Origin of the sequence: Mesorhizobium sp. B2-4-15, assembly GCF_006658505.1 — a bacterium.
GTDB lineage: Bacteria > Pseudomonadota > Alphaproteobacteria > Rhizobiales > Rhizobiaceae > Mesorhizobium.
Genome location: NZ_VFUZ01000010.1, coordinates 103,417 through 121,069, shown reverse-complemented (window position 1 = coordinate 121,069; position 17,653 = coordinate 103,417). Strand labels below are relative to the sequence as shown.

At 65.1% G+C, this 17,653-nt stretch carries 15 protein-coding genes and 1 tRNA gene; 6 read left to right on the top strand and 10 right to left on the bottom strand.

From position 1 onward, the window contains the following. Positions 1–152: 152 nt before the first annotated feature. The 5 genes from lpdA to FJ930_RS14395 all read right to left on the bottom strand — a co-directional run bounded on the left by lpdA (position 153) and on the right by FJ930_RS14395 (position 6,035). On the bottom strand, positions 153–1,547 hold the full coding sequence (lpdA, locus tag FJ930_RS14415) for a dihydrolipoyl dehydrogenase (RefSeq protein ID WP_141838488.1): 1,395 nt from the start codon (positions 1,545–1,547) through the stop codon (positions 153–155). Between the two features lie 264 nt (positions 1,548–1,811). After that, on the bottom strand, positions 1,812–3,191 hold the full coding sequence (locus tag FJ930_RS14410; RefSeq protein ID WP_141838486.1) for a dihydrolipoamide acetyltransferase family protein: 1,380 nt from the start codon (positions 3,189–3,191) through the stop codon (positions 1,812–1,814). A 17-nt stretch (positions 3,192–3,208) separates the two neighbouring features. Continuing rightward, the gene (locus FJ930_RS14405; RefSeq protein WP_141838484.1) at positions 3,209–4,222 is read right to left on the bottom strand and encodes an alpha-ketoacid dehydrogenase subunit beta; all 1,014 of its coding nucleotides are present in this window, start codon (positions 4,220–4,222) and stop codon (positions 3,209–3,211) included. A 3-nt stretch (positions 4,223–4,225) separates the two neighbouring features. Then, on the bottom strand, positions 4,226–5,458 hold the full coding sequence (locus FJ930_RS14400) for a 3-methyl-2-oxobutanoate dehydrogenase (2-methylpropanoyl-transferring) subunit alpha (RefSeq protein WP_141838482.1): 1,233 nt from the start codon (positions 5,456–5,458) through the stop codon (positions 4,226–4,228). A 304-nt stretch (positions 5,459–5,762) separates the two neighbouring features. Then, positions 5,763–6,035: a hypothetical protein gene (locus FJ930_RS14395; protein ID WP_140740436.1), complete on the bottom strand. Its 273-nt coding sequence runs from the start codon at positions 6,033–6,035 to the stop codon at positions 5,763–5,765. Between the two features lie 318 nt (positions 6,036–6,353). On the opposite strand from FJ930_RS14395, the gene FJ930_RS14390 reads away from it, so the two are divergent. Both FJ930_RS14390 and FJ930_RS14385 read left to right on the top strand, forming a co-directional pair. Then, positions 6,354–7,157: a SapC family protein gene (locus FJ930_RS14390; protein WP_141838480.1), complete on the top strand. Its 804-nt coding sequence runs from the start codon at positions 6,354–6,356 to the stop codon at positions 7,155–7,157. A gap of 170 nt (positions 7,158–7,327) precedes the next feature. Then, complete coding sequence (locus tag FJ930_RS14385) at positions 7,328–7,528, top strand: DUF2934 domain-containing protein (RefSeq protein WP_141838478.1); 201 nt, start codon at positions 7,328–7,330, stop codon at positions 7,526–7,528. 168 nt (positions 7,529–7,696) lie between these two features. Here FJ930_RS14385 and FJ930_RS14380 read toward each other — a convergent pair whose 3' ends face one another. Both FJ930_RS14380 and FJ930_RS14375 read right to left on the bottom strand, forming a co-directional pair. Next, positions 7,697–8,260, bottom strand: coding sequence for a type 1 glutamine amidotransferase domain-containing protein (locus FJ930_RS14380; protein ID WP_141838587.1), 564 nt, complete (start codon positions 8,258–8,260; stop codon positions 7,697–7,699). A 173-nt stretch (positions 8,261–8,433) separates the two neighbouring features. Beyond that, positions 8,434–8,508 (bottom strand) — tRNA-Gly (locus tag FJ930_RS14375). Between the two features lie 214 nt (positions 8,509–8,722). Here FJ930_RS14375 and FJ930_RS14370 point away from each other — a divergent pair. The 4 genes from FJ930_RS14370 to FJ930_RS14355 all read left to right on the top strand — a co-directional run bounded on the left by FJ930_RS14370 (position 8,723) and on the right by FJ930_RS14355 (position 11,532). Then, the gene (locus tag FJ930_RS14370) at positions 8,723–9,220 is read left to right on the top strand and encodes a prolyl-tRNA synthetase associated domain-containing protein (protein WP_141838476.1); all 498 of its coding nucleotides are present in this window, start codon (positions 8,723–8,725) and stop codon (positions 9,218–9,220) included. Positions 9,221–9,305: 85 nt separating this feature from the next. Then, positions 9,306–10,313 carry a thioredoxin gene (trxA, locus tag FJ930_RS14365; protein WP_140740803.1) on the top strand — a complete coding sequence of 336 codons (1,008 nt, stop codon included), beginning with the start codon at positions 9,306–9,308 and terminating at the stop codon, positions 10,311–10,313. A 207-nt stretch (positions 10,314–10,520) separates the two neighbouring features. Further along, positions 10,521–11,192, top strand: coding sequence for an LON peptidase substrate-binding domain-containing protein (locus FJ930_RS14360; RefSeq protein ID WP_140740407.1), 672 nt, complete (start codon positions 10,521–10,523; stop codon positions 11,190–11,192). A 91-nt stretch (positions 11,193–11,283) separates the two neighbouring features. Continuing rightward, entirely contained in the window at positions 11,284–11,532 is a 249-nt protein-coding gene (locus FJ930_RS14355) for a Trm112 family protein (RefSeq protein ID WP_140610253.1), read from the top strand. 244 nt (positions 11,533–11,776) lie between these two features. On the opposite strand, the gene FJ930_RS14350 is transcribed toward FJ930_RS14355, so the two are convergent. From FJ930_RS14350 to FJ930_RS30480, 3 genes are read right to left on the bottom strand one after another with little or no spacing between them, the layout of a single operon-like run. Then, on the bottom strand, positions 11,777–15,124 hold the full coding sequence (locus tag FJ930_RS14350) for an error-prone DNA polymerase (RefSeq protein ID WP_141838474.1): 3,348 nt from the start codon (positions 15,122–15,124) through the stop codon (positions 11,777–11,779). After that, on the bottom strand, positions 15,121–16,599 hold the full coding sequence (locus FJ930_RS14345; RefSeq protein ID WP_246676917.1) for a DNA polymerase Y family protein: 1,479 nt from the start codon (positions 16,597–16,599) through the stop codon (positions 15,121–15,123). Before FJ930_RS14345 ends, FJ930_RS14350 begins: the two co-directional genes overlap by 4 nt. Further along, on the bottom strand, positions 16,541–17,593 hold the full coding sequence (locus FJ930_RS30480; protein WP_141838472.1) for a hypothetical protein: 1,053 nt from the start codon (positions 17,591–17,593) through the stop codon (positions 16,541–16,543). The genes FJ930_RS14345 and FJ930_RS30480 overlap by 59 nt, the downstream gene beginning before the upstream one ends. Positions 17,594–17,653 lie beyond the last annotated feature (60 nt).

Genomic DNA, 17,653 nt, shown 5'->3' with positions numbered 1-17,653 from the left:
CAGAGGGGGGTTCCCGCGCGTGGAGCGCCGGCCTCTATCGGTCGCTAGAGGTCGCATCCCGTCGAACCGACCCCCTCTGGCCTGCCGGCCATCTCCCCCTCGAGGGGGGAGATCACGCGCTCCGAGGACGGACCTGCAGGACATTGCTGCACCTAAACATGCAGCGCGTGTCCCAGCGCCTTCAGCGCCGCCTCCTGGAACCCTTCGCCTTGCGTCGGGTGGGAATGGATCGTTCCGGCGATATCCTCGAGCCGCGCGCCCATCTCCAGCGCCAGCCCAAAGGCCGTCGACAGTTCCGACACGCCCTGCCCGACCGCCTGGATGCCGAGCACCAGATGGTTGTCGGCGCGGGCGACGACGCGAACGAAGCCATCTTCGCCAAGCTTGGTCATCGCCCGTCCGTTGGCGGCGAACGGGAACATGCCAATCTTGATCTCGCCCTGGGCCATGGCCTCTTCGGGCGACAGTCCGGCCGTCACCAGCTCCGGGTCGGTGAAGCAGACGGCGGGAACGGAACGCCTGTCCCAGCCGCGCTTGTGGCCGGCGACGATCTCGGCGACCATTTCGCCTTGCGCCATCGCCCGGTGCGCCAGCATCGGCTCGCCGGTGACATCGCCGATGGCGAAGATGCCGCGCATCGAGGTGCGGCACTGGTCGTCGATGCGGATGAACTTGCCCGCCTTGTCGAGGTCGATCTGCTCGAGCCCCCAGCCTTCGGTCACCGGCTTGCGGCCGACCGTCACCAGGATCTTGTCCGCGGCGAGCTTGGCGTTCTTGCCGTCCGATGTCTCGACCAGCAGGGCGTCGCCCTTGGTTGACAGGCCCTTGGCCTTGGCGCCGGTCATCACCTCGATGCCAAGCGCGGAAAGCCGCTTGACCACCGGCCGGGTCAGCTCGGCGTCGTACTGCGCCAGCACGCGCGGCAGGGCCTCGACCACGGTCACCTTGGCGCCCATCTTGGCGAAGGCGATGCCGAGCTCCAGGCCGATATAGCCGCCACCGACGACCACGAGCCTCTTGGGGACCTCGCCCAGCGCCAGCGCTTCGGTGGACGAAATGACAGGTCCGGCGAACGGCAGGAACGGCAATTCAACCGGCGCCGAGCCGGTGGCGATGACGACCGCCTCGGCCCGGACCATCTGCATGCCCGTCTCGGTCTCCACCTCGACGGTCTTGCCGTCACGGAATGTCGCCCAGCCATGCACGGTCTTCACGCCGGCCTTCTTGAGCAGGCCGGCGACTCCGCTGTTCAGCCGGCTGACGATGGCGTCCTTCCAGGCGATAGTCCTGGTCAGGTCGAGCACTGGCGCGGTCACCGAGATGCCGAGCGAGCTCTTGCCGCTGGCCATGTGCGACACCTTCTCGAATTCTTCCGCCGCATGGATCAGCGCCTTGGAAGGAATACAGCCGACATTGAGGCAGGTGCCACCCGGCTTGCCCACCTCGACGATCACCGTATCGATGCCGAGCTGCCCGGCGCGGATGGCGCAGATATAGCCTCCGGGACCGGCACCGATGACGAGCAACTTGCAGGAGATTTCTTTCATCTTGGCACCTCGATCGGTCGCGGTGCCTTGGGAGCGCAGCGCCTATGTTGGAGATTGGCGGAGGCGTTCGTACTTTCGTCATCCTGGGGCGGAGCAAGGAGCGTAGCGACGCGCGCAGACCCCGGGATCCATGCCGTTACGTCAAGGCGTTGCAACGGTCCAGAATTCTGTTGTGCTGCGCGCCTCGGCCGAGGTCGCGGCATGGATCCTCGGGTCAAGCCCGAGGATGACGAAGGTAAGGGGACAGCGTCCGTATCCATAAACCTAATCCACGAAGATCAGCGCCGGCGTTTCCAGCAGCGTCTTGATACGCTGGATGAAGACGGCCGCGTCCCAGCCGTCGATGACGCGATGGTCGAAGCTGGACGACAGGTTCATCATCTTGCGTGGGATGAACTGCGTGCCGTCCCATACCGGCCGCACCATCATCTTGTTGACGCCGATGATCGCCACCTCGGGGTGATTGATGACGGGCGTCGTCGCGACACCGCCCATGGCGCCGAGTGAGGTGATGGTGATGGTCGAGCCGGACAGCTCGTCGCGTGTCGCCGTGCCGGACTTGGCCGCCTCGGCCAGCCTGGCGACCTCGGCGCCGCACTCCCAGATGTCGCGCGCCTCGGCATGCTTGACCACCGGCACCACCAGTCCGGACGGCGTCTGCGCGGCGATGCCGATATGAATGCCACCATGCTGATGGATGACACCGGCCTCGTCGTCGAACAGCGAATTGAGCTGGGGCTGATCCGCTATCGCCCTGACCATCGCCCGCATCAGGAAGGGGAGCAGCGTCAGTTTCGGCCTTTCCGCGCCCGCCTTGGCAGGGCGTTTTTCCTTGTTGAGCGCGGCGCGCAGCTCTTCCAGCGCGGTGACGTCGATCTCCTCGACATAGGTGATGTGCGGGATGCGCGATTTGGACAGCGTCATCTTCTCGGCGATCTTTCGCCGAAGCCCAACCACCTTGATGTCCTCGACAGCATCGTTGCGGGCAAGGCCCGATGCCTTGGCCATTTGCGGCCCGCGTGCCAGGAACGCCTCGATATCCTCATGGCCGATGCGTCCGGCCGGGCCGCTTCCCACAACCTGCCTGAGATCGATGCCGGCCTCTTTCGCGCGCAGCCGGACGGCTGGCGACGCCAACGGCTTTTCGCCCTCCGGGCGCGGCGCGCCCACCGTCGCAGTACCCCCACCCCTAACCCCTCCCCACAAGGGGGAGGGGGATTCGGTCACAGCCGCTCCAACGTCATCGTTTCTTGGATTCGCGGATGACGGTGGCGCGCGCTTTGCTTCGACCTTGGGAGCCGAAACGCGTTCCCCTCCCCCTTGTGGGGAGGGGTTAGGGGTGGGGGTAGGTGTCGCCGTAACCTCCGGCGATTTCGCGCCTTCCGCTTTCACATTCCCCTCGCCCGCCACCTTCAGCCGCACGATGGGCGAGCCAATGGCCACGGTGTCGCCGATCTCGGCGCCCAGCCACAGGATCTCGCCATCGACGGGCGACGGAATCTCGACCGTCGCCTTGTCGGTCATGACGGCGGCGAGCACCGTGTCCTCGCGCACGATGTCGCCAACCTTGACGTGCCATTCGACGAGCTCGGCCTCGGCCACGCCCTCGCCGACATCGGGCAGCTTGATGATGTGTTCGCCCATCTCAGGCCTCCCCCGCTCTACGCTTCTATTGTTTCGATGAGGGCGCGGCCGACGCGGGCCGGTCCCGGAAAATAGTCCCATTCCTGCGCATGCGGATAGGGCGTGTCCCAGCCGGCGACACGCGCCACCGGCGCCTCGAGATGGTAGAAACAGTTTTCCTGAACCAGTGCCGAAAGCTCCGCGCCAAAGCCGGAGGTCAGCGTCGCCTCATGCACGACGACGCAGCGCCCGGTCTTCTTCACCGAGGCCACGATCGTGTCGAGGTCGAGCGGCAGAAGGGTCCTGAGATCGATGATCTCGGCATCGATGCCGGTCTCCTCGGCAGCGGCCTGTGCGATATAGACCATGGTGCCGTAGGCGAGCACGGTGACGGCGGACCCCGCCCGGCGGATCGCCGCCTTGCCAAGCGGCACGGTGTAGTGGCCGTCGGCGACCTCGCCGAGCTCATGCTTCGACCATGGCGTCACTGGCCGGTCGTGATGGCCGTCGAAGGGGCCGTTGTAGAGCCGTTTCGGTTCGAGGAAGATCACCGGATCGGGATCCTCTATCGCCGCGATCAAAAGCCCCTTGGCGTCATGCGGGTTGGACGGCACCACCGTTTTCAGGCCCGACACATGGGTGAACAGCGCTTCCGGGCTCTGGCTGTGCGTCTGGCCGCCGAAGATGCCGCCGCCGGTCGGCATGCGCACCACGATCGGGCAGGTGAAATCGCCGTTGGAGCGGTAGCGAAGCCGCGATGCTTCCTGGGTCAGCTGGTCGTAGGCCGGATACATATAGTCGGCGAACTGAATTTCCACGCAAGGTTTCAAACCGTACGCGGCCATGCCGATGGCCGAGCCGACAATGCCGGATTCGTTGATCGGCGCGTCGAAGCAGCGGCTCTTGCCGTATTTGGCCTGCAGGCCCTGCGTGCAGCGGAAGACGCCGCCGAAGAAGCCGACATCCTCGCCGAACACGACGACGCGCTCATCGCGTCCCATCGACACATCCATGGCGTCGCGGATCGCCTCGATCATGGTCCGTCTCGGCATGGCTCAGACTCCCGCCTGCTGGCGCTGGCGCCGGAGATGCGGCGGCATCTCGGCATAGAGGCCTTCGAACATGTCGCGCGTCGATGGCTTGCCGCCGGCATGCAGCGTGCCATGGCTCTCGGCTTCCTTCTGCGCCGCGATCACCGTATCGAGGATTTCGGCTTCGGCCTGCGCATGCCGCTCATCCGACCAGACACCAAGCTGGATGAGATGGTTCTTCAGCCGCACTATGGGGTCGCCGAGCGGCCAGGCGTCGGATTCGGTCTTTGGCCGGTAGGCGGACGGATCGTCCGAGCTGGAATGGGCACCGGCGCGGTAGGTGACATATTCGACCAGCGTCGGCCCGAGATTGCTGCGCGCGCGCTCGGCCGCCCATTTGGCCACCGCATGCACGGCGAGATAGTCGTTGCCATCGACGCGCAGCGACGGGATGCCGAAACCGAGGCCTCGCGCGGCGAAGGTGCCGGAGCCGCCACGCGCAATGCCCTGGAAGGTCGAGATCGCCCATTGGTTATTGACGACGTTGAGGATCACCGGCGCCTTGTAGGTGGAGGCGAAGACCAGGGCCGAATGGAAATCCGATTCCGCCGTCGAGCCGTCGCCGATCCAGGCGGCGGCGATCCTGGAATCATTCGATATGGCCGAGGCCATCGCCCAGCCGACCGCCTGGATATACTGCGTCGCCAGATTGCCCGAAATCGAGAAGAAGCCGTGTTCCTTCGACGAATACATGATCGGCAGCTGCCGCCCCTTCAGCGGGTCGGCCTCGTTGGAGTAGATCTGGTTCATCATCGTGACCATCGGATAGCCGTCGGCGATGAGCAGGCCGGCCTGCCGGTAGGTCGGAAAATTCATGTCGCCCGGCGCGAGCGCCTTGCGGAAGGCGCAGCTCACCGCCTCCTCACCGAGATGCTGCATGTAAAAGGAGGTCTTGCCCTGGCGCTGCGCCATCTGCATGCGGGCATCGAAGGTCCTCAGCGTCATCATGTGGCGCAGGCCGGTCAGCAGTTCTTCGTCGGTGAGCAGCCCGGCCCATGGCCCGACGGCTTCGCCGTTGCGGTTCAGCACCCGGTTGATCGAGAAGGCCATGTCGCGGATGGTGCGCGGATCGACACCGATTTCCGGGCGCGGCACCGAGCCGGCCTTGGGGATGGGCACGTTGGAAAAGTCAGGCGTTCCGCCCGGCCGCACTTCAGGCTCCGGAACGTGAAACCGCAACATTCCAGCATCGGCCATGACCTTTGTCCTCCAATGTTGCCTGGCGCCGATATTTGCACATCCGCGCGCCTGGACCAGTGCGAATTCGCCGGCGCATCGGGCCGGCCGCGCCGGCCGATCCAGCCTCCCGCCCACAAGATGAAGATATGTCCGCGAAATTTCTTGTCGATGTTGCGCGGCGGTGCGCAATTTGGCGAATGGTTGGAAGCGCGTCGCCGCAAGAGGAGGTATTCTGGAGGGCCTGGCTCCCATCTCGCCCTTGTGGCGAGGTCGGACCGCAGGTCCGGTAGGGGACCGGCACCAGCCTCGCAAGACTACAAGACTAGTTGAAAACCGCTTCGTAAAGCCGCCCCGCCGCATCGGCCGCGACCGGCACGATGAAGATGTCATGGGCTCCGCCCTTGCCGGCAAGACTATAGGTCGCCTGCGGCAGCGCCACGTCGCGCGGCCCCCGAAACAGCAGGGAGAACCCGCCGCCGGGGCGCGGGCTGGCGGGGATGGCGCGGACATCGGTCAATTCCAGGGCAATCGGCCGCTCGCCGATCGTGGTGGTGAAGGCCGTGCCGACCGCTTGTTCGAAATCCGATTTCGTCATGCCATGCGCCTCGACTTGCCTGGAGCGTTCAGCTTCCGGTTCCCTGGTTTCCGGAATTGCGGCAATGTCGCCGCTTCGCCGCAAGCTGTCCATAGCCGCAAGGCGGGCTTGCCGCACAACGCGGTGCAAACCCCGGCGTAAATCCGCATTATCCGGCCATGCCTGCTTTTGTCGTGGCGAGGAACGCGGTAGAGCCTTTACTTCAATCCTGCGCACGATCTCTTGCCGACCGAAGATCGGCGCAGAAAAACAGATCCCGGCGGGATCGCGTATAAGCGGGCCGACGCAACCGGGTCGCGGCGGAAGAGGAACCGAACGATGGCTGACAGCGGTGCGAGAACGGCAGCGGCGCCGGCGGATGCTTCAATGCCGCTGTTTTATTCGAGGCCCGAGGCGCTCAACCCGGCGCGGCACGGTTTTCTCGGCCTCACGGCGCGCAGCGACTTTTCCTTCGCGCGCTCCGCGCACGCCCTTCCGGTGGTGGCGTCGGAAATGCCGGCGGCGATGCGCTCCTATCCGATCGTCTTCATCGGCACCGGCAAGGCGCCGGTGATCATCACCGGCGTGCGTCAGGGCGAGAACCTGTTCGTCGACGCCGACGGCCGGTGGACGGCACCGCACTATGTCCCCGCCTATGTGCGCCGCTATCCTTTCATCCTTGCCGAGGACCCGACCACGGCAGGCCGGCTGGCGCTGTGTGTCGACCGGGCAAGCGAGCGTGTCGTCGACCAGTCCGTCGCACCACCGCGCGAAGACAAGATCGCGCCATTCTTCAACGGCGCAGAGCCGGCCGAGGCAACCAAGCAGGCGCTCGCCTTCTGCAATCAGTTCCAGATCGACTTCAGAGCCACCCGCGAGATGGTCGAGAAAATCGACGCCCTCGGCCTGTTCGCGCCGCGCCAGAGCAAGGTGATGCTGGAAGGCGGTGAAGTGCTCAACCTCACCGATTTCCAGGTGATCGACGAGGAGGCATTCAACAAATTGAGCGACGAGGCCTTTCTCGACCTGAGAAAATCAGGCGCGCTCGTCCTGGTCTATTGCCATCTCGCTTCGACCAACAGCTGGACATCGCTGGTCCACCAGGCGTCGCTGCGCAAGGCGGACGGAATAAGGGGCGGTTGATCATCTGCGGGGGTCGCGACCCTAACTCTTTGTTTCGACGCTATTCCGGACGGAAACCGCTTCAAACTTTCCCTGGAATTGCCTGGCTCGGGCATTTCCAGTCGACCCGTGGTGGAACATTTCCCGCACTGTCCTGTTGCCTCCTTTTAAAATCCGGAAGGAACGCAGCTATGGTGATCAGCCAGGAAGAACGCATAGCGCATATCGGGAAGCGGGCCCGCGAACTCTGGGAACGCGAAGGACTGATGCCCGATCGTGAGAAAGCTTGCTGGGACAAGGCAGTCGAAGAGTTCGAATCAGGCAAGTTGACGGCAGGGCGAAAGCAGGCCGGTGCGGATGCCACCAGCCGCACTGCGGACGCCAAGCACTGAAGTCCGGCCCGTGGCCTTGCAACTCGCGGAGCATGGCGCCATCCCGGCAGCTCCGCCACCCCAAGCCACCCGCCTCGAGCGCGCCGGCCCCAAAACCGATTCGCGCGACGAGCTTGAGCCCTGTCGTATGTCGTTGCCGAGGTCACATTTTGGGCGAGGTGCATCAACCTACGCCGCGGCTCTCTCCTCGTGCAGGCCCTCCCTGATCTCCTCGGCGAGCTTGTCGCAGAAAGCGTCGAGATCGCCGGGGTTGCGACTTGTGACAAGGCCCTGATCGGCGACGACTTCACTGTCTTCCCAAAGGCCGCCCGCATTGATGACGTCGGTCTTGATGGATTTATAGGACGTAAGCCGGCGTCCCCTGGCGATACCGGTTTCCGCCAGCAGCCAAGGCGCGTGGCAGATGGCGCCGACGACCCTCTTGGCCGACCAGAACGCCTTGATAAACTCCAGCGCCTTCGTCTCGACCCGCAGGAGGTCGGGATTGATCACTCCGCCGGGCAGGACGATTGCGTCGTAATCATCCGCGAGCGCCTGATCGAGGGTCTTGTCGACGGGAACATCGCGGCCCCAGTCCTTGTGGTTCCAGCCTTTGATGTTGCCGCTTTCGAGCGACACGACATCGACCTCCGCGCCCGCTTCGCGCAACTTCTTCAGCGGCACTTCCAATTCGGACTGTTCGAAACCATTGGTCGCAAGGATAGCGACGCGCTTGCCGGAGATGTTCTGCATCATTGTCTCCATGGATTGGACGGGATGCAGGGCTAACGAGCCGGAGCCGCGAGCGTTCCGAGCTGTAATCTTATGTGACCGACAGAGCTGGAATCACCCTGAAGCGCCGCCCAGAAAGCGAAAAAGCCGCGGCGAGCCGCGGCTTTTCGATGCTTGATTCCCTGGGAGGAAACTGGAGCGGGTGAAGCGATTCGAACGCTCGACCCCAACCTTGGCAAGGTTGTGCTCTACCCCTGAGCTACACCCGCTCACACGGCCCTTGGCCGCAAGCCGGGCCTATATGGCTGAAGAGCGCGGCGATTGCAACAGGGAAATCGCAGCCTTTTTTGACGCGCCGTGACGATGCCGGCAAGACTTGCCGGCAAAGGGTGGATTTGTGCGCCCTGGCGCGCGGTGGTCTTGTGTCGGGCGCCTCATTGGCCGTAAACGGCATGGCTGGAAACCAGCCGAAGAAGAAACCCAATGCCGAAGACCGAAGCCGAGCTTCTTGCCTTTCTCGCCGAACTCGGCATCGCCGTTTCGACAAAACGCCATCCGCCGCTCCATACCGTCGCCGATTCGCAGGCGCTGCGCGGCGAGATTACCGGCGGCCACACGAAAAACCTGTTCCTGAAGGACAAAAAGGACAATTTCTTCCTCGTCACCGTCGGCGAGGACGCCGTCGTCGATCTCAAGCAGATCCATCAATTGATAGGCGCCGTCAGCCGTGTTTCCTTCGGCAAGCCGGAGATGCTGATGGAACTGCTCGGCGTCACGCCGGGCGCGGTCACCGTCTTCGGCGTCGTCAACGATACGGCAAACAGGGTGAAGCTGGTGCTCGACAAGGATTTGATGGAACATGCCGTCATCAACGCGCATCCGCTCACCAATGAGGCGACGACATCGATCGCGGCGGCGGATCTCATCAGATTCGTCGAGGCAACCGGGCATGATGCTGCTATCTTGAAAGTCTCGGCATGATCGCCACATGGATGGCGAAACCGACTTCCAATTGAAGACATTGCGCCGGCCCGCTGTTCGGCGGCGCGACCGAAAGGGTGACGAGATGAGCGACAACAATCGGTTTGGCGGGTCATTCGGCAGCAATGGCGGCCAGTATGCCACCACGGTGCAGTATGGCGGAACCGAACCCGCGCGCGCAAACGCCGCGTTTGGGGAGGCGGCGGCCGCCCCTGTAACCGGCGAGATTATCAAGGACACAACGACCGCGGCCTTCGCGGCCGACGTCATCCAGGAATCGCGCCGCCAGCCGGTGCTGGTCGATTTCTGGGCGCCGTGGTGCGGGCCCTGCAAGCAGCTGACCCCGCAGCTGGAAAAGGCGGTCAAGGCGGCCGGCGGCAAGGTCAAGCTGGTCAAGATGAACATCGACGATCACCCCTCGATCGCCGGCCAGCTCGGCATCCAGTCGATTCCGGCGGTCATCGCCTTCAAGGACGGCCAGCCAGTCGACGGCTTCATGGGCGCCATCCCCGAAAGCCAGATCGTCCAGTTCATCGACAAGGTCGGCGGCAAGGGCAATGGCGCGCCGGCCGTGGCCGAGGCGATTGCCGCGGCCACCGAGGCGCGCGACGCCGGCGATATGCAGGCCGCCGCCGACATCTATGACGCCATCCTGGCGCAGGCGCCCGAGACCATCGAGGCGATCGCCGGACTGGGCGAGATCCTGTTCGGGGCCGGTGACGTTGAAGGCGCCGAGGCGCTGCTGGCAACCGCACCCGAGGCCAAGAAGGACGCGCCGGCGCTTGCCGCGCTGCGCGCCAAGATGGCGCTCGCCGCACAGGCGGCGGAATTGGGCAACCCGGCCGAGTTCGAGCGCCGGCTGGCCGACAATCCCAACGACCATCAGGCGCGCTTCGACCTGGCCATGATCCAGAACGCCCGGGGCGAGCGCACGGCGGCGGCGGACAATCTCCTTGCCATCATCAAGGCCGACCGCACGTGGAACGAGGACGGCGCCAAGGCGCAATTGCTGCGTTTCTTCGAAGCCTGGGGCATGACCGACGAGGCGACGCTGGCCGCCCGGCGCAAATTGTCGTCGCTGCTGTTTTCCTGAGCCCGAGGCCGTTTCGTCGCACGGGCTTGCGGGCGGCGCCGACTGCGCCAGATTAGAAAACTGGCTTCGGCGGGCCGGTGGCCCTGGCAGGCAAAGGCGGATCGGGCGTGGACGCGCACTATGTCTTTGTTTTTATGCATGTCGTTCTCCCAAGACCGAGGTCACTTTTGGGCGACATGCATTGGGTGAAGCGATCGGAGGAATGAGGTGCAAGCGGGAAACGCGCATTACCGGCTCGCCAAGGATCTGCCGTCAGCGATCCCGATCTTTCCGCTCGAGGGAGCGCTTTTGCTGCCCGGCGGCCGCATGCCGCTCAACATCTTCGAGCCGCGCTACCTGCAGATGGTGGATGAGGCGGTGGCCGGCTCGCGGCTCATCGGCATCATCCAGCCCAGTCTCGACGGCGCGCTGCGCGAGGATGGCGAGCCGGAGCTGTGCAATGTCGGCTGCGCCGGGCGCATCATCGCCTTTTCCGAGACCGGTGATGGCCGCTACCTGATCTCGCTGCAGGGCGTGTGCCGGTTCCGCATCGGCCAGGAGCTGACGGTCAAGACGCCGTTTCGCCAGGTCAAGCCGGCGCCATTCCTGGCCGATCTCGGTGACGACCAGGCGGCGAACGAGATCGATCGGCCGGCGCTGCTCAAAGCGTTTCGCGCCTATCTGCAAGCCAATGATCTTGAGGCCGACTGGGAAAGCGTCAGCCGCGCCGAAAACGCCATGCTGGTCAATGCGCTGTCGATGATGGCGCCTTACGGGCCGGCCGAGAAACAGGCGCTGCTCGAGGCCGCTGACCTGAAGACAAGGGCCGAGACGCTGATCGCCATCACCGAAATGGCGCTGGCGCGCGAGAATGAGGATTTTGGCTCGAGCCTGCAATGAGATGTGCCGATATTCAGGTGACCATTTGCAGGCCGGCATCACCCGAATTTCAATACATCTCAGGTCGGCAGTTGGTTGAGGGGAGGCCGTGATGGCGGCGGATGGACGTGACGGAAGGAAGGTCAGTGTCGACCCGAAGCTGCTGGAGCTTTTGGCATGCCCGCTGACCAAAGGGCCGCTGGCCTGGGATCCGGAGCGGGGTGAACTGGTCTCGCGGGTCGCCAAGCTCGCCTATCCGGTGCGCGACGGCATCCCGATCATGCTGCCCTCGGAAGCGCGGACATTGTCGGCGGAAGACGTTTTGCCCGTGACGCCGCCACGGCTGAGCGGACCGAGCTGAACGGCGCGGAAGCACTCCTTTTCGTCGTCATTCCAGGGCGGAGCAGCCGCGAAGCGCGTGGCGAAGACCCTGGAATCCATGCCGCGACACAGGTGACATGTGAAAGCGGGCCAAAGCCGGGTGCCTTTCCTCTCGGGAAGCCATGCTGGACCGTGGCATTCTTTACCAGACGTCACGGCATGAATCCTCGGGTCTCCGCGACGTCGCTTCGCTCCTGCTCCGCCCGTGGATGACGAAGGTAAGGCTACTGAAAATTGCGCCCCTTGGGTATGACCCTTTCCGCTTCTTCCGACAGCGTTGCCAGGTCCTGGCCGATCGGCGCGTTCCGTAGTGCGGGTTGGCTGGAGCGATCCGGACCTTTCCCGGAGGCGTGTCGTGTGGCAGGCGGGCCGGCCGCGCTGACCTTCTCCAGCAGCACGGTCAGCCAGGGTGTCAAATCCTCGATCTTTTCCGCGACGATATGGATGACACCGGATTCCGACTGCAATTTTCCGCTGACCTTCACGAAGCGCGCGCCCATGACGATAGGCCGGAAGCGGGTAAAGGTTCTCTCCCAGAAAATGACATTGGCGACGGCCTTGTCGTCCTCCAGCGTCAGGAAGATCGCATTGCCCTTGCCGGGGCGCTGGCGCACCAGCACGAGACCGGCAACAGAAACCCGCCTGCCGTCGCGCACGGAAGGCAGGTTGGCGTTGGGGGTGATGCCGGCCTGGTCGAGCCGCTCGCGCAGGAAGGCGACCGGATGCGCCTTCAGCGACAGGCCGAGCGAGCGGTAATCATGGATGACATGCTCGCCGAGCGGCATTTTGGGCAGCTTCGTCTCGGGTTCCAGTTCGCGCAGGCGCAGCGCCGGCTGGTCGAACAGCGGCAGTTTTTCGGCCGCACTCTTGCCGTCGAGCGCACGCACCTGCCAAAGCGCGGCACGGCGGTCGAGGCCGAGCGAGCGGAAGGCATCGGCCTGCGCCAGCCTCTCGATCTCGCCGACATCGAGGCCGGAGCGCAGCCAGACGTCCCGGACGGTTTCGTAGCCTGCACCGCGCCGCGCGACGAAAGCCTCCATGCGTTCCTGGGAAAGTCCCTTGATCTGCCGGAAGCCGAGCCGCACCGCATGATCCGCCTCGATGACACCGCGCATTTCGGCATGGCGCGGCAGGATGCGGGCCGGATCGAAAGGTGCTTTTTCCAGGGTGCAGTCCCAGACGGAATAATTGACGTCGACCTCGCGGATATCGACGCCATGGTCGCGCGCGTCGCGCACCAGCTGCGCCGGCTGATAAAAGCCCATCGGCTGCGAATTCAGGATCGCGGCGCAGAACACGTCGGGATAGAAGGTCTTGAACCAGCAGGAGGCATAGACGAGCAAGGCGAAGGAAGCGGCATGGCTTTCGGGAAAGCCATATTCGCCAAAACCCTCGATCTGCCTGAAGCAGCGCTCGGCGAACTCCTTCGTGTAGCCCTTGCCGACCATACCCTCGATCATGCGCTGGCGGTAATTGCCGATGGTGCCGGTGCGCTTGAAGGTGGCCATGGCGCGGCGCAATTCGTCGGCTTCGCCCGGTTTGAAGCCGCCGGCGACGATGGCGATCTTCATGGCCTGTTCCTGGAACAACGGTACGCCCAGCGTCCTGCCAAGGATCGCCTCCAATTCTGGCTTTTGATATTCAGCTGCTTCCTTGCCCTGCCGGCGGCGCAGATAGGGATGGACCATGTCGCCCTGGATAGGGCCGGGCCGGACGATCGCCACCTCGATGACGAGATCGTAGAAATCCTTTGGCTTGAGCCTTGGCAGCATCGACATCTGGGCACGCGATTCGATCTGGAAGACACCGAGCGTGTCGGCGCGGCCGATCATGTCATAGACGCGTCTGTCTTCCGGCGGCAGGGTGGCCAGCACATAGGGTTGGCCATAGTCATCCCGCGCCTTCGGATAATGGTCCGTGAGCAAAGTGAAGGCACGCTGCAGGCAGGTCAGCATGCCCAGCGCCAGAATATCGACCTTGAGGATCTTCACCGCGTCGAGGTCGTCCTTGTCCCATTCGACCATCTTGCGCTCGTCCATCGCCGTCTTGATGATGGGGACGATCTCGTCGAGCCGGTCCCTGGTGATGACGAAGCCGCCGACATGCTGGGAGAGATGGCGGGGAAAGCCCATGATCTCGTTGGCGCGCTCCATCACATGCCGCGATACGGGATCGCTGCGGTCGAGCCCCCCGGCCCGGGCTTCCTTCTCGCCGAGTTCCGAGGTCGACCAGCCCCAGATCGATCCGGACAGGGACGCCCTGACATCCTCCGACAGGCCCATCGCCTTGGAGACTTCGCGCAGTGCCGAGCGGCCGCGATAGCTGATGACGGCGGCGGCGAGAGCGGTACGCTTGGCGCTGTATTTCGAATAGATGTACTGCATGACCTCTTCGCGCCGCTCATGCTCGAAGTCGACGTCGATATCGGGCGGCTCGTTGCGCTCCTCGGAAATGAAGCGCTCGAAGAGTGTGTCAATCTTGTCCGGGCCTACCTCGGTGATGCCGATGCAGAAGCAGATGATGGAATTGGCGGCGGAGCCGCGTCCCTGGCAGAGGATGTTCTGGCTACGGGCGAATTTTATGATGTCGTGGACGGTCAGGAAGTAGCGCGCGTAGTTCAGGCGTTCGATGAGAGCGAGTTCTTCCTCGATGCGTTTTATGACGCTGGCGGGGACACCGCCGGGGAAGCGCCTGGCCGCACCTTCCCGCGCCAGCCTTTCCAGCTCGGCCTGCGGGCCAAGGCCCGATTCCGTCGGCTCGTCGGGGTAATTGTATTGAAGGTCGCTGAGCGAGAAGGTGAGTTCTTCCGCGAACCGCAAGGTCTCGGCCAGCGCCTGCGGATGGCGGCGGAACAGGCGGGCCATCTCCAGCGGCGGCTTCAGGTGACGCTCGGCATTGGCGGTGAGTTGCAGCCCGACTTCGGCCACCGGCGTGTTGAGGCGGATCGCGGTCAGTACGTCCTGCAGTGGGCGGCGTTCCGCCGTGTGGTAGAGGACATCATTGGTCGCCATCAGCGGGATGCCGGCAGCCTCGGCAAGCGCCGCCGCCTGCTCGATCCGGAAACGGTCATTGCCCGCATAACAGGGCGAGACGCCAAGGCGCAGGGCCCTGCCGAAGCGGTCCTTGAGCTGGCGGAGCAAAGCGAGGCTGTCTTCTCCGCCCGCCGCCAGATCTGGCAGGACCGCCAGCGATATCCGGTCTCCCCATTCGAGCAGATCGCCGCGCTGGAGAAGGGTGGCGCCTTTTTCGGTCTCGTCGCGCAGATTGGCTTGCGTCAGCATGCGGCACAGATGGCCCCAGCCCGCGCGGTCCCTGGGATAGGCGAGAATATCGGGCGTGCCGTCGCCAAAGACCAGCCGGCAGCCGGGGTGATAGGCGAGCTTTTCGACCTTGGCCTGCTGCCAGGCGCGCACCACGCCGGCCACCGTGTTGCGGTCGGCAAGGCCGATCGCGGAGAAGCCCAGGAGCTTGGCCGCGACCACCAGCTCCTCCGGCTTGGAGGCGCCGCGCAGGAAGGAGAAATTCGACTGGATGCCGAACTCGGCATAGGGGATGACGGTCAGCGCGTTCATGCGAAGACCCCATGCATGAACCAGCGCGGCGCGATCCGCGAGACGCCGCCGTAAAGGCCTTGCCGGTAGAGCCAGTAGCGGCGGCCGTCGGCATCCTCGATGCGGAAATAGTCGCGTGTCGATATCGCAGCGTCGCTCGGCGCCTCGCGCCACCATTCGGCGGCGATGCGTTCCGGCCCTTCGGCACGCGTCACCCGGTAGAGCGCGCGGCGCCAGCGGAAGTGCAGCGGCGGCCCCTCCGGCATTTCGGTGGCCGGCACCTCGATGGGCTCGGGCGCGCGGAACAGCCGGATCGGCCGCTCCGGCGGGAAAATGGTCATCGGCGCCTGCATCCTGTCCGGTCTCTTTGGTGGCGTGGTCCGGCGCGGCGCCTCGGTGAAAGGGATGATGGCGACGGCGCGTTCCGGCAGATGGCTTTCGACGGCGACCGGCCGCAGGATCGCGCCCTCGCCCAGCCGGGCGCGGATGCGATCGGCGAACAGCGCGATGTCGGCACCGTCATCGGTCGTCTCGCCTATCAGATCGGTCTGCGGCATGTCGAAAGCGGCGGCGGCCAGTACGGAAAGCCGCACCAGGTCGAAGCCATAGCCGGCATCGATGTCCTGCTCGAGCGCGGCCAGCCTTTCATGGAACAGTTTCTGGATCAGCATGGGTTCGCGCATCGGCCGCGAGGTGCCCAAGGCGATGCGGCTGACGGCGCCGTCGACGCGAAACAGCAGCAGGGCCAGCGAGCGAGCGCCCTCGCCACGGCGCTCGAGATCGGTCTTCAGGGTCGTCGCCAGCAGGCCCACCAGCCGTTCGATGTCCTCGGTCAGGGTGACAGGTTCGGCGAGATGCCGTTCGACCGAAAGCGGCGCGACGGGCAGGCGCGGCGAGACCGCCTCGTCGAGGCGACCAAGCGCCTGGTCGAGCCGCAAAAGCAAGGAGGCGCCGAAGCGGCGGGCGAGCGGCGCGCGCGGGGCGGCCATAACGGCACCCGCCGTGCGCAGGCCGACGCTTTCCAGGCTGGCGCGGATTTCCGGCGCTATGCGCAGCGCGGCCAGCGGCAAGGGCGCGAGCAGCGCTTCCTCCTCGCCGCCGGCGATGATGCGGTCGCCGCAGAACCGTGCCGCCGCCCAGGCCGCCCCCGGTGTCAGGGCAAGGCCGGCGCGGACATCGAAACCCTGATGGAAGAAGCGCGACAGGATGTCGTCCAGCATGACGCGTTCGCCGCCGAACAGATGGGTGCAGCCGGTGACGTCGAGAAACAGGCCGTCCGCCCCGTCCAGCGCCACCAGCGGGGTATAGCGGTCGCACCAGTCGGCCAGGCCTTCGAGCAGGCGGCGATCGGCTTCCGGATCGGCTTCGACGATGTCGATCGACGGATGCATGGCGCGCGCATCGGCAATCCCCATGTCGCGCTTCAGGTGCAGCGCCTCAGCCCGCTCGTCGAGGGCCGAGATGCGTTGCGCGTTGCCCTGGCGATGGCTGATCACGAGCGGTGGGTGATCCGCCGACGGCCGGGAACGCCAGGACCGCCCCAGGCGCTGCCGCAGGATCCTTTCGGCCGCGAGATAGGGAAACCACAGGGACAGGATTCTCTGTCCGTTGGGTCCGTTTTTCTTCGCCCCTTCTTTCGTCGAATGCGCGTTCATCGGGGTTCCACTCCAGTGTGAATTGTCCAGGCAGGGCCGTGCGGCTCTTGCCGATGGTGATGGTGAAGGCGGGGCGGCCGATCGAGCCGGCGAGCGGTCCGGCGACCGTGGCGCGCGGCACCGCCGGCGCCGGCGAGACGATGAGGCGGACAGGCGCCGCCGTCGGTTCGGGTTCGGCCGCCTGCCGCAGCAGGAACACCGGCCGGCCGGCACTTATCGCCCTGGCATGCAGCCGGCGCGTCGCGGTCAGGTCCAGCCGCTGCGGATTGCCGCGGATTTCGAGGATGACGGCGGCGAGCGCCGTCATCCGGGCGGCCTCCTCGGCGACCCACAGCGCATCGAGAAGCCTTGGCGCCTCGGAAAACAGCAATTGCCCGGGCTCGATGCCGAACGAGGCATGCAGCCCCCCGGCATAGGGAAAGCCCGCCTCGCGGAAGATTTCCGTGGTGCCGATCCACAGCACCGGCAGCCCTTGCGCCTGCTTGAGGATCAGGCTGGTGAGCGACAGGGCGAAGCCGGCGACGGCCCCGGCATCGCGGGTTTCCAGGCCATGGATTTCGCTGAGCGCGGCTTTCGGCAGGCCGCCGCTCAGGGCGGCATCGAGGCGCTCGACACCAATGGGCAGAAAGGCATCCGGCAACGCCGCGGCCTTGCCGCGCCGGACGATGGTGAGATCGGCGCCGGGCGTGAGATCGGGCTTGGCAATCGCGTTGGCGTCGGCATCAAGCGGCGCCGCGGCTGGCGCCTGCAGGCGCTCCGGCAGCGTTCCCTCGATCTTCGCGATTTGGCGGCGCAGGGCAAAAACAGTCTCCCGCGCCACGGCGTTCATCGCCATGACGGTCAGCTTCCACTCACAATTGTTCCTGTTATGTTCCTATAGATTCCAGAGGGGGCC

Bases quoted from the DNA above. Each gene is read 5' to 3' on its own strand.
- lpdA (WP_141838488.1), bottom strand. From the start codon at position 1,547: ATGAAAGAAATCTCCTGCAAGTTGCTCGTCATCGGTGCCGGTCCCGGA.
- FJ930_RS14410 (WP_141838486.1), bottom strand. From the start codon at position 3,191: ATGGGCGAACACATCATCAAGCTGCCCGATGTCGGCGAGGGCGTGGCC.
- FJ930_RS14405 (WP_141838484.1), bottom strand. From the start codon at position 4,222: ATGCCGAGACGGACCATGATCGAGGCGATCCGCGACGCCATGGATGTG.
- FJ930_RS14400 (WP_141838482.1), bottom strand. From the start codon at position 5,458: ATGGCCGATGCTGGAATGTTGCGGTTTCACGTTCCGGAGCCTGAAGTG.
- FJ930_RS14395 (WP_140740436.1), bottom strand. From the start codon at position 6,035: ATGACGAAATCGGATTTCGAACAAGCGGTCGGCACGGCCTTCACCACC.
- FJ930_RS14390 (WP_141838480.1), top strand. From the start codon at position 6,354: ATGGCTGACAGCGGTGCGAGAACGGCAGCGGCGCCGGCGGATGCTTCA.
- FJ930_RS14385 (WP_141838478.1), top strand. From the start codon at position 7,328: ATGGTGATCAGCCAGGAAGAACGCATAGCGCATATCGGGAAGCGGGCC.
- FJ930_RS14380 (WP_141838587.1), bottom strand. From the start codon at position 8,260: ATGCAGAACATCTCCGGCAAGCGCGTCGCTATCCTTGCGACCAATGGT.
- FJ930_RS14370 (WP_141838476.1), top strand. From the start codon at position 8,723: ATGCCGAAGACCGAAGCCGAGCTTCTTGCCTTTCTCGCCGAACTCGGC.
- trxA (WP_140740803.1), top strand. From the start codon at position 9,306: ATGAGCGACAACAATCGGTTTGGCGGGTCATTCGGCAGCAATGGCGGC.
- FJ930_RS14355 (WP_140610253.1), top strand. From the start codon at position 11,284: ATGGCGGCGGATGGACGTGACGGAAGGAAGGTCAGTGTCGACCCGAAG.
- FJ930_RS14350 (WP_141838474.1), bottom strand. From the start codon at position 15,124: ATGAACGCGCTGACCGTCATCCCCTATGCCGAGTTCGGCATCCAGTCG.
- FJ930_RS30480 (WP_141838472.1), bottom strand. From the start codon at position 17,593: ATGGCGATGAACGCCGTGGCGCGGGAGACTGTTTTTGCCCTGCGCCGC.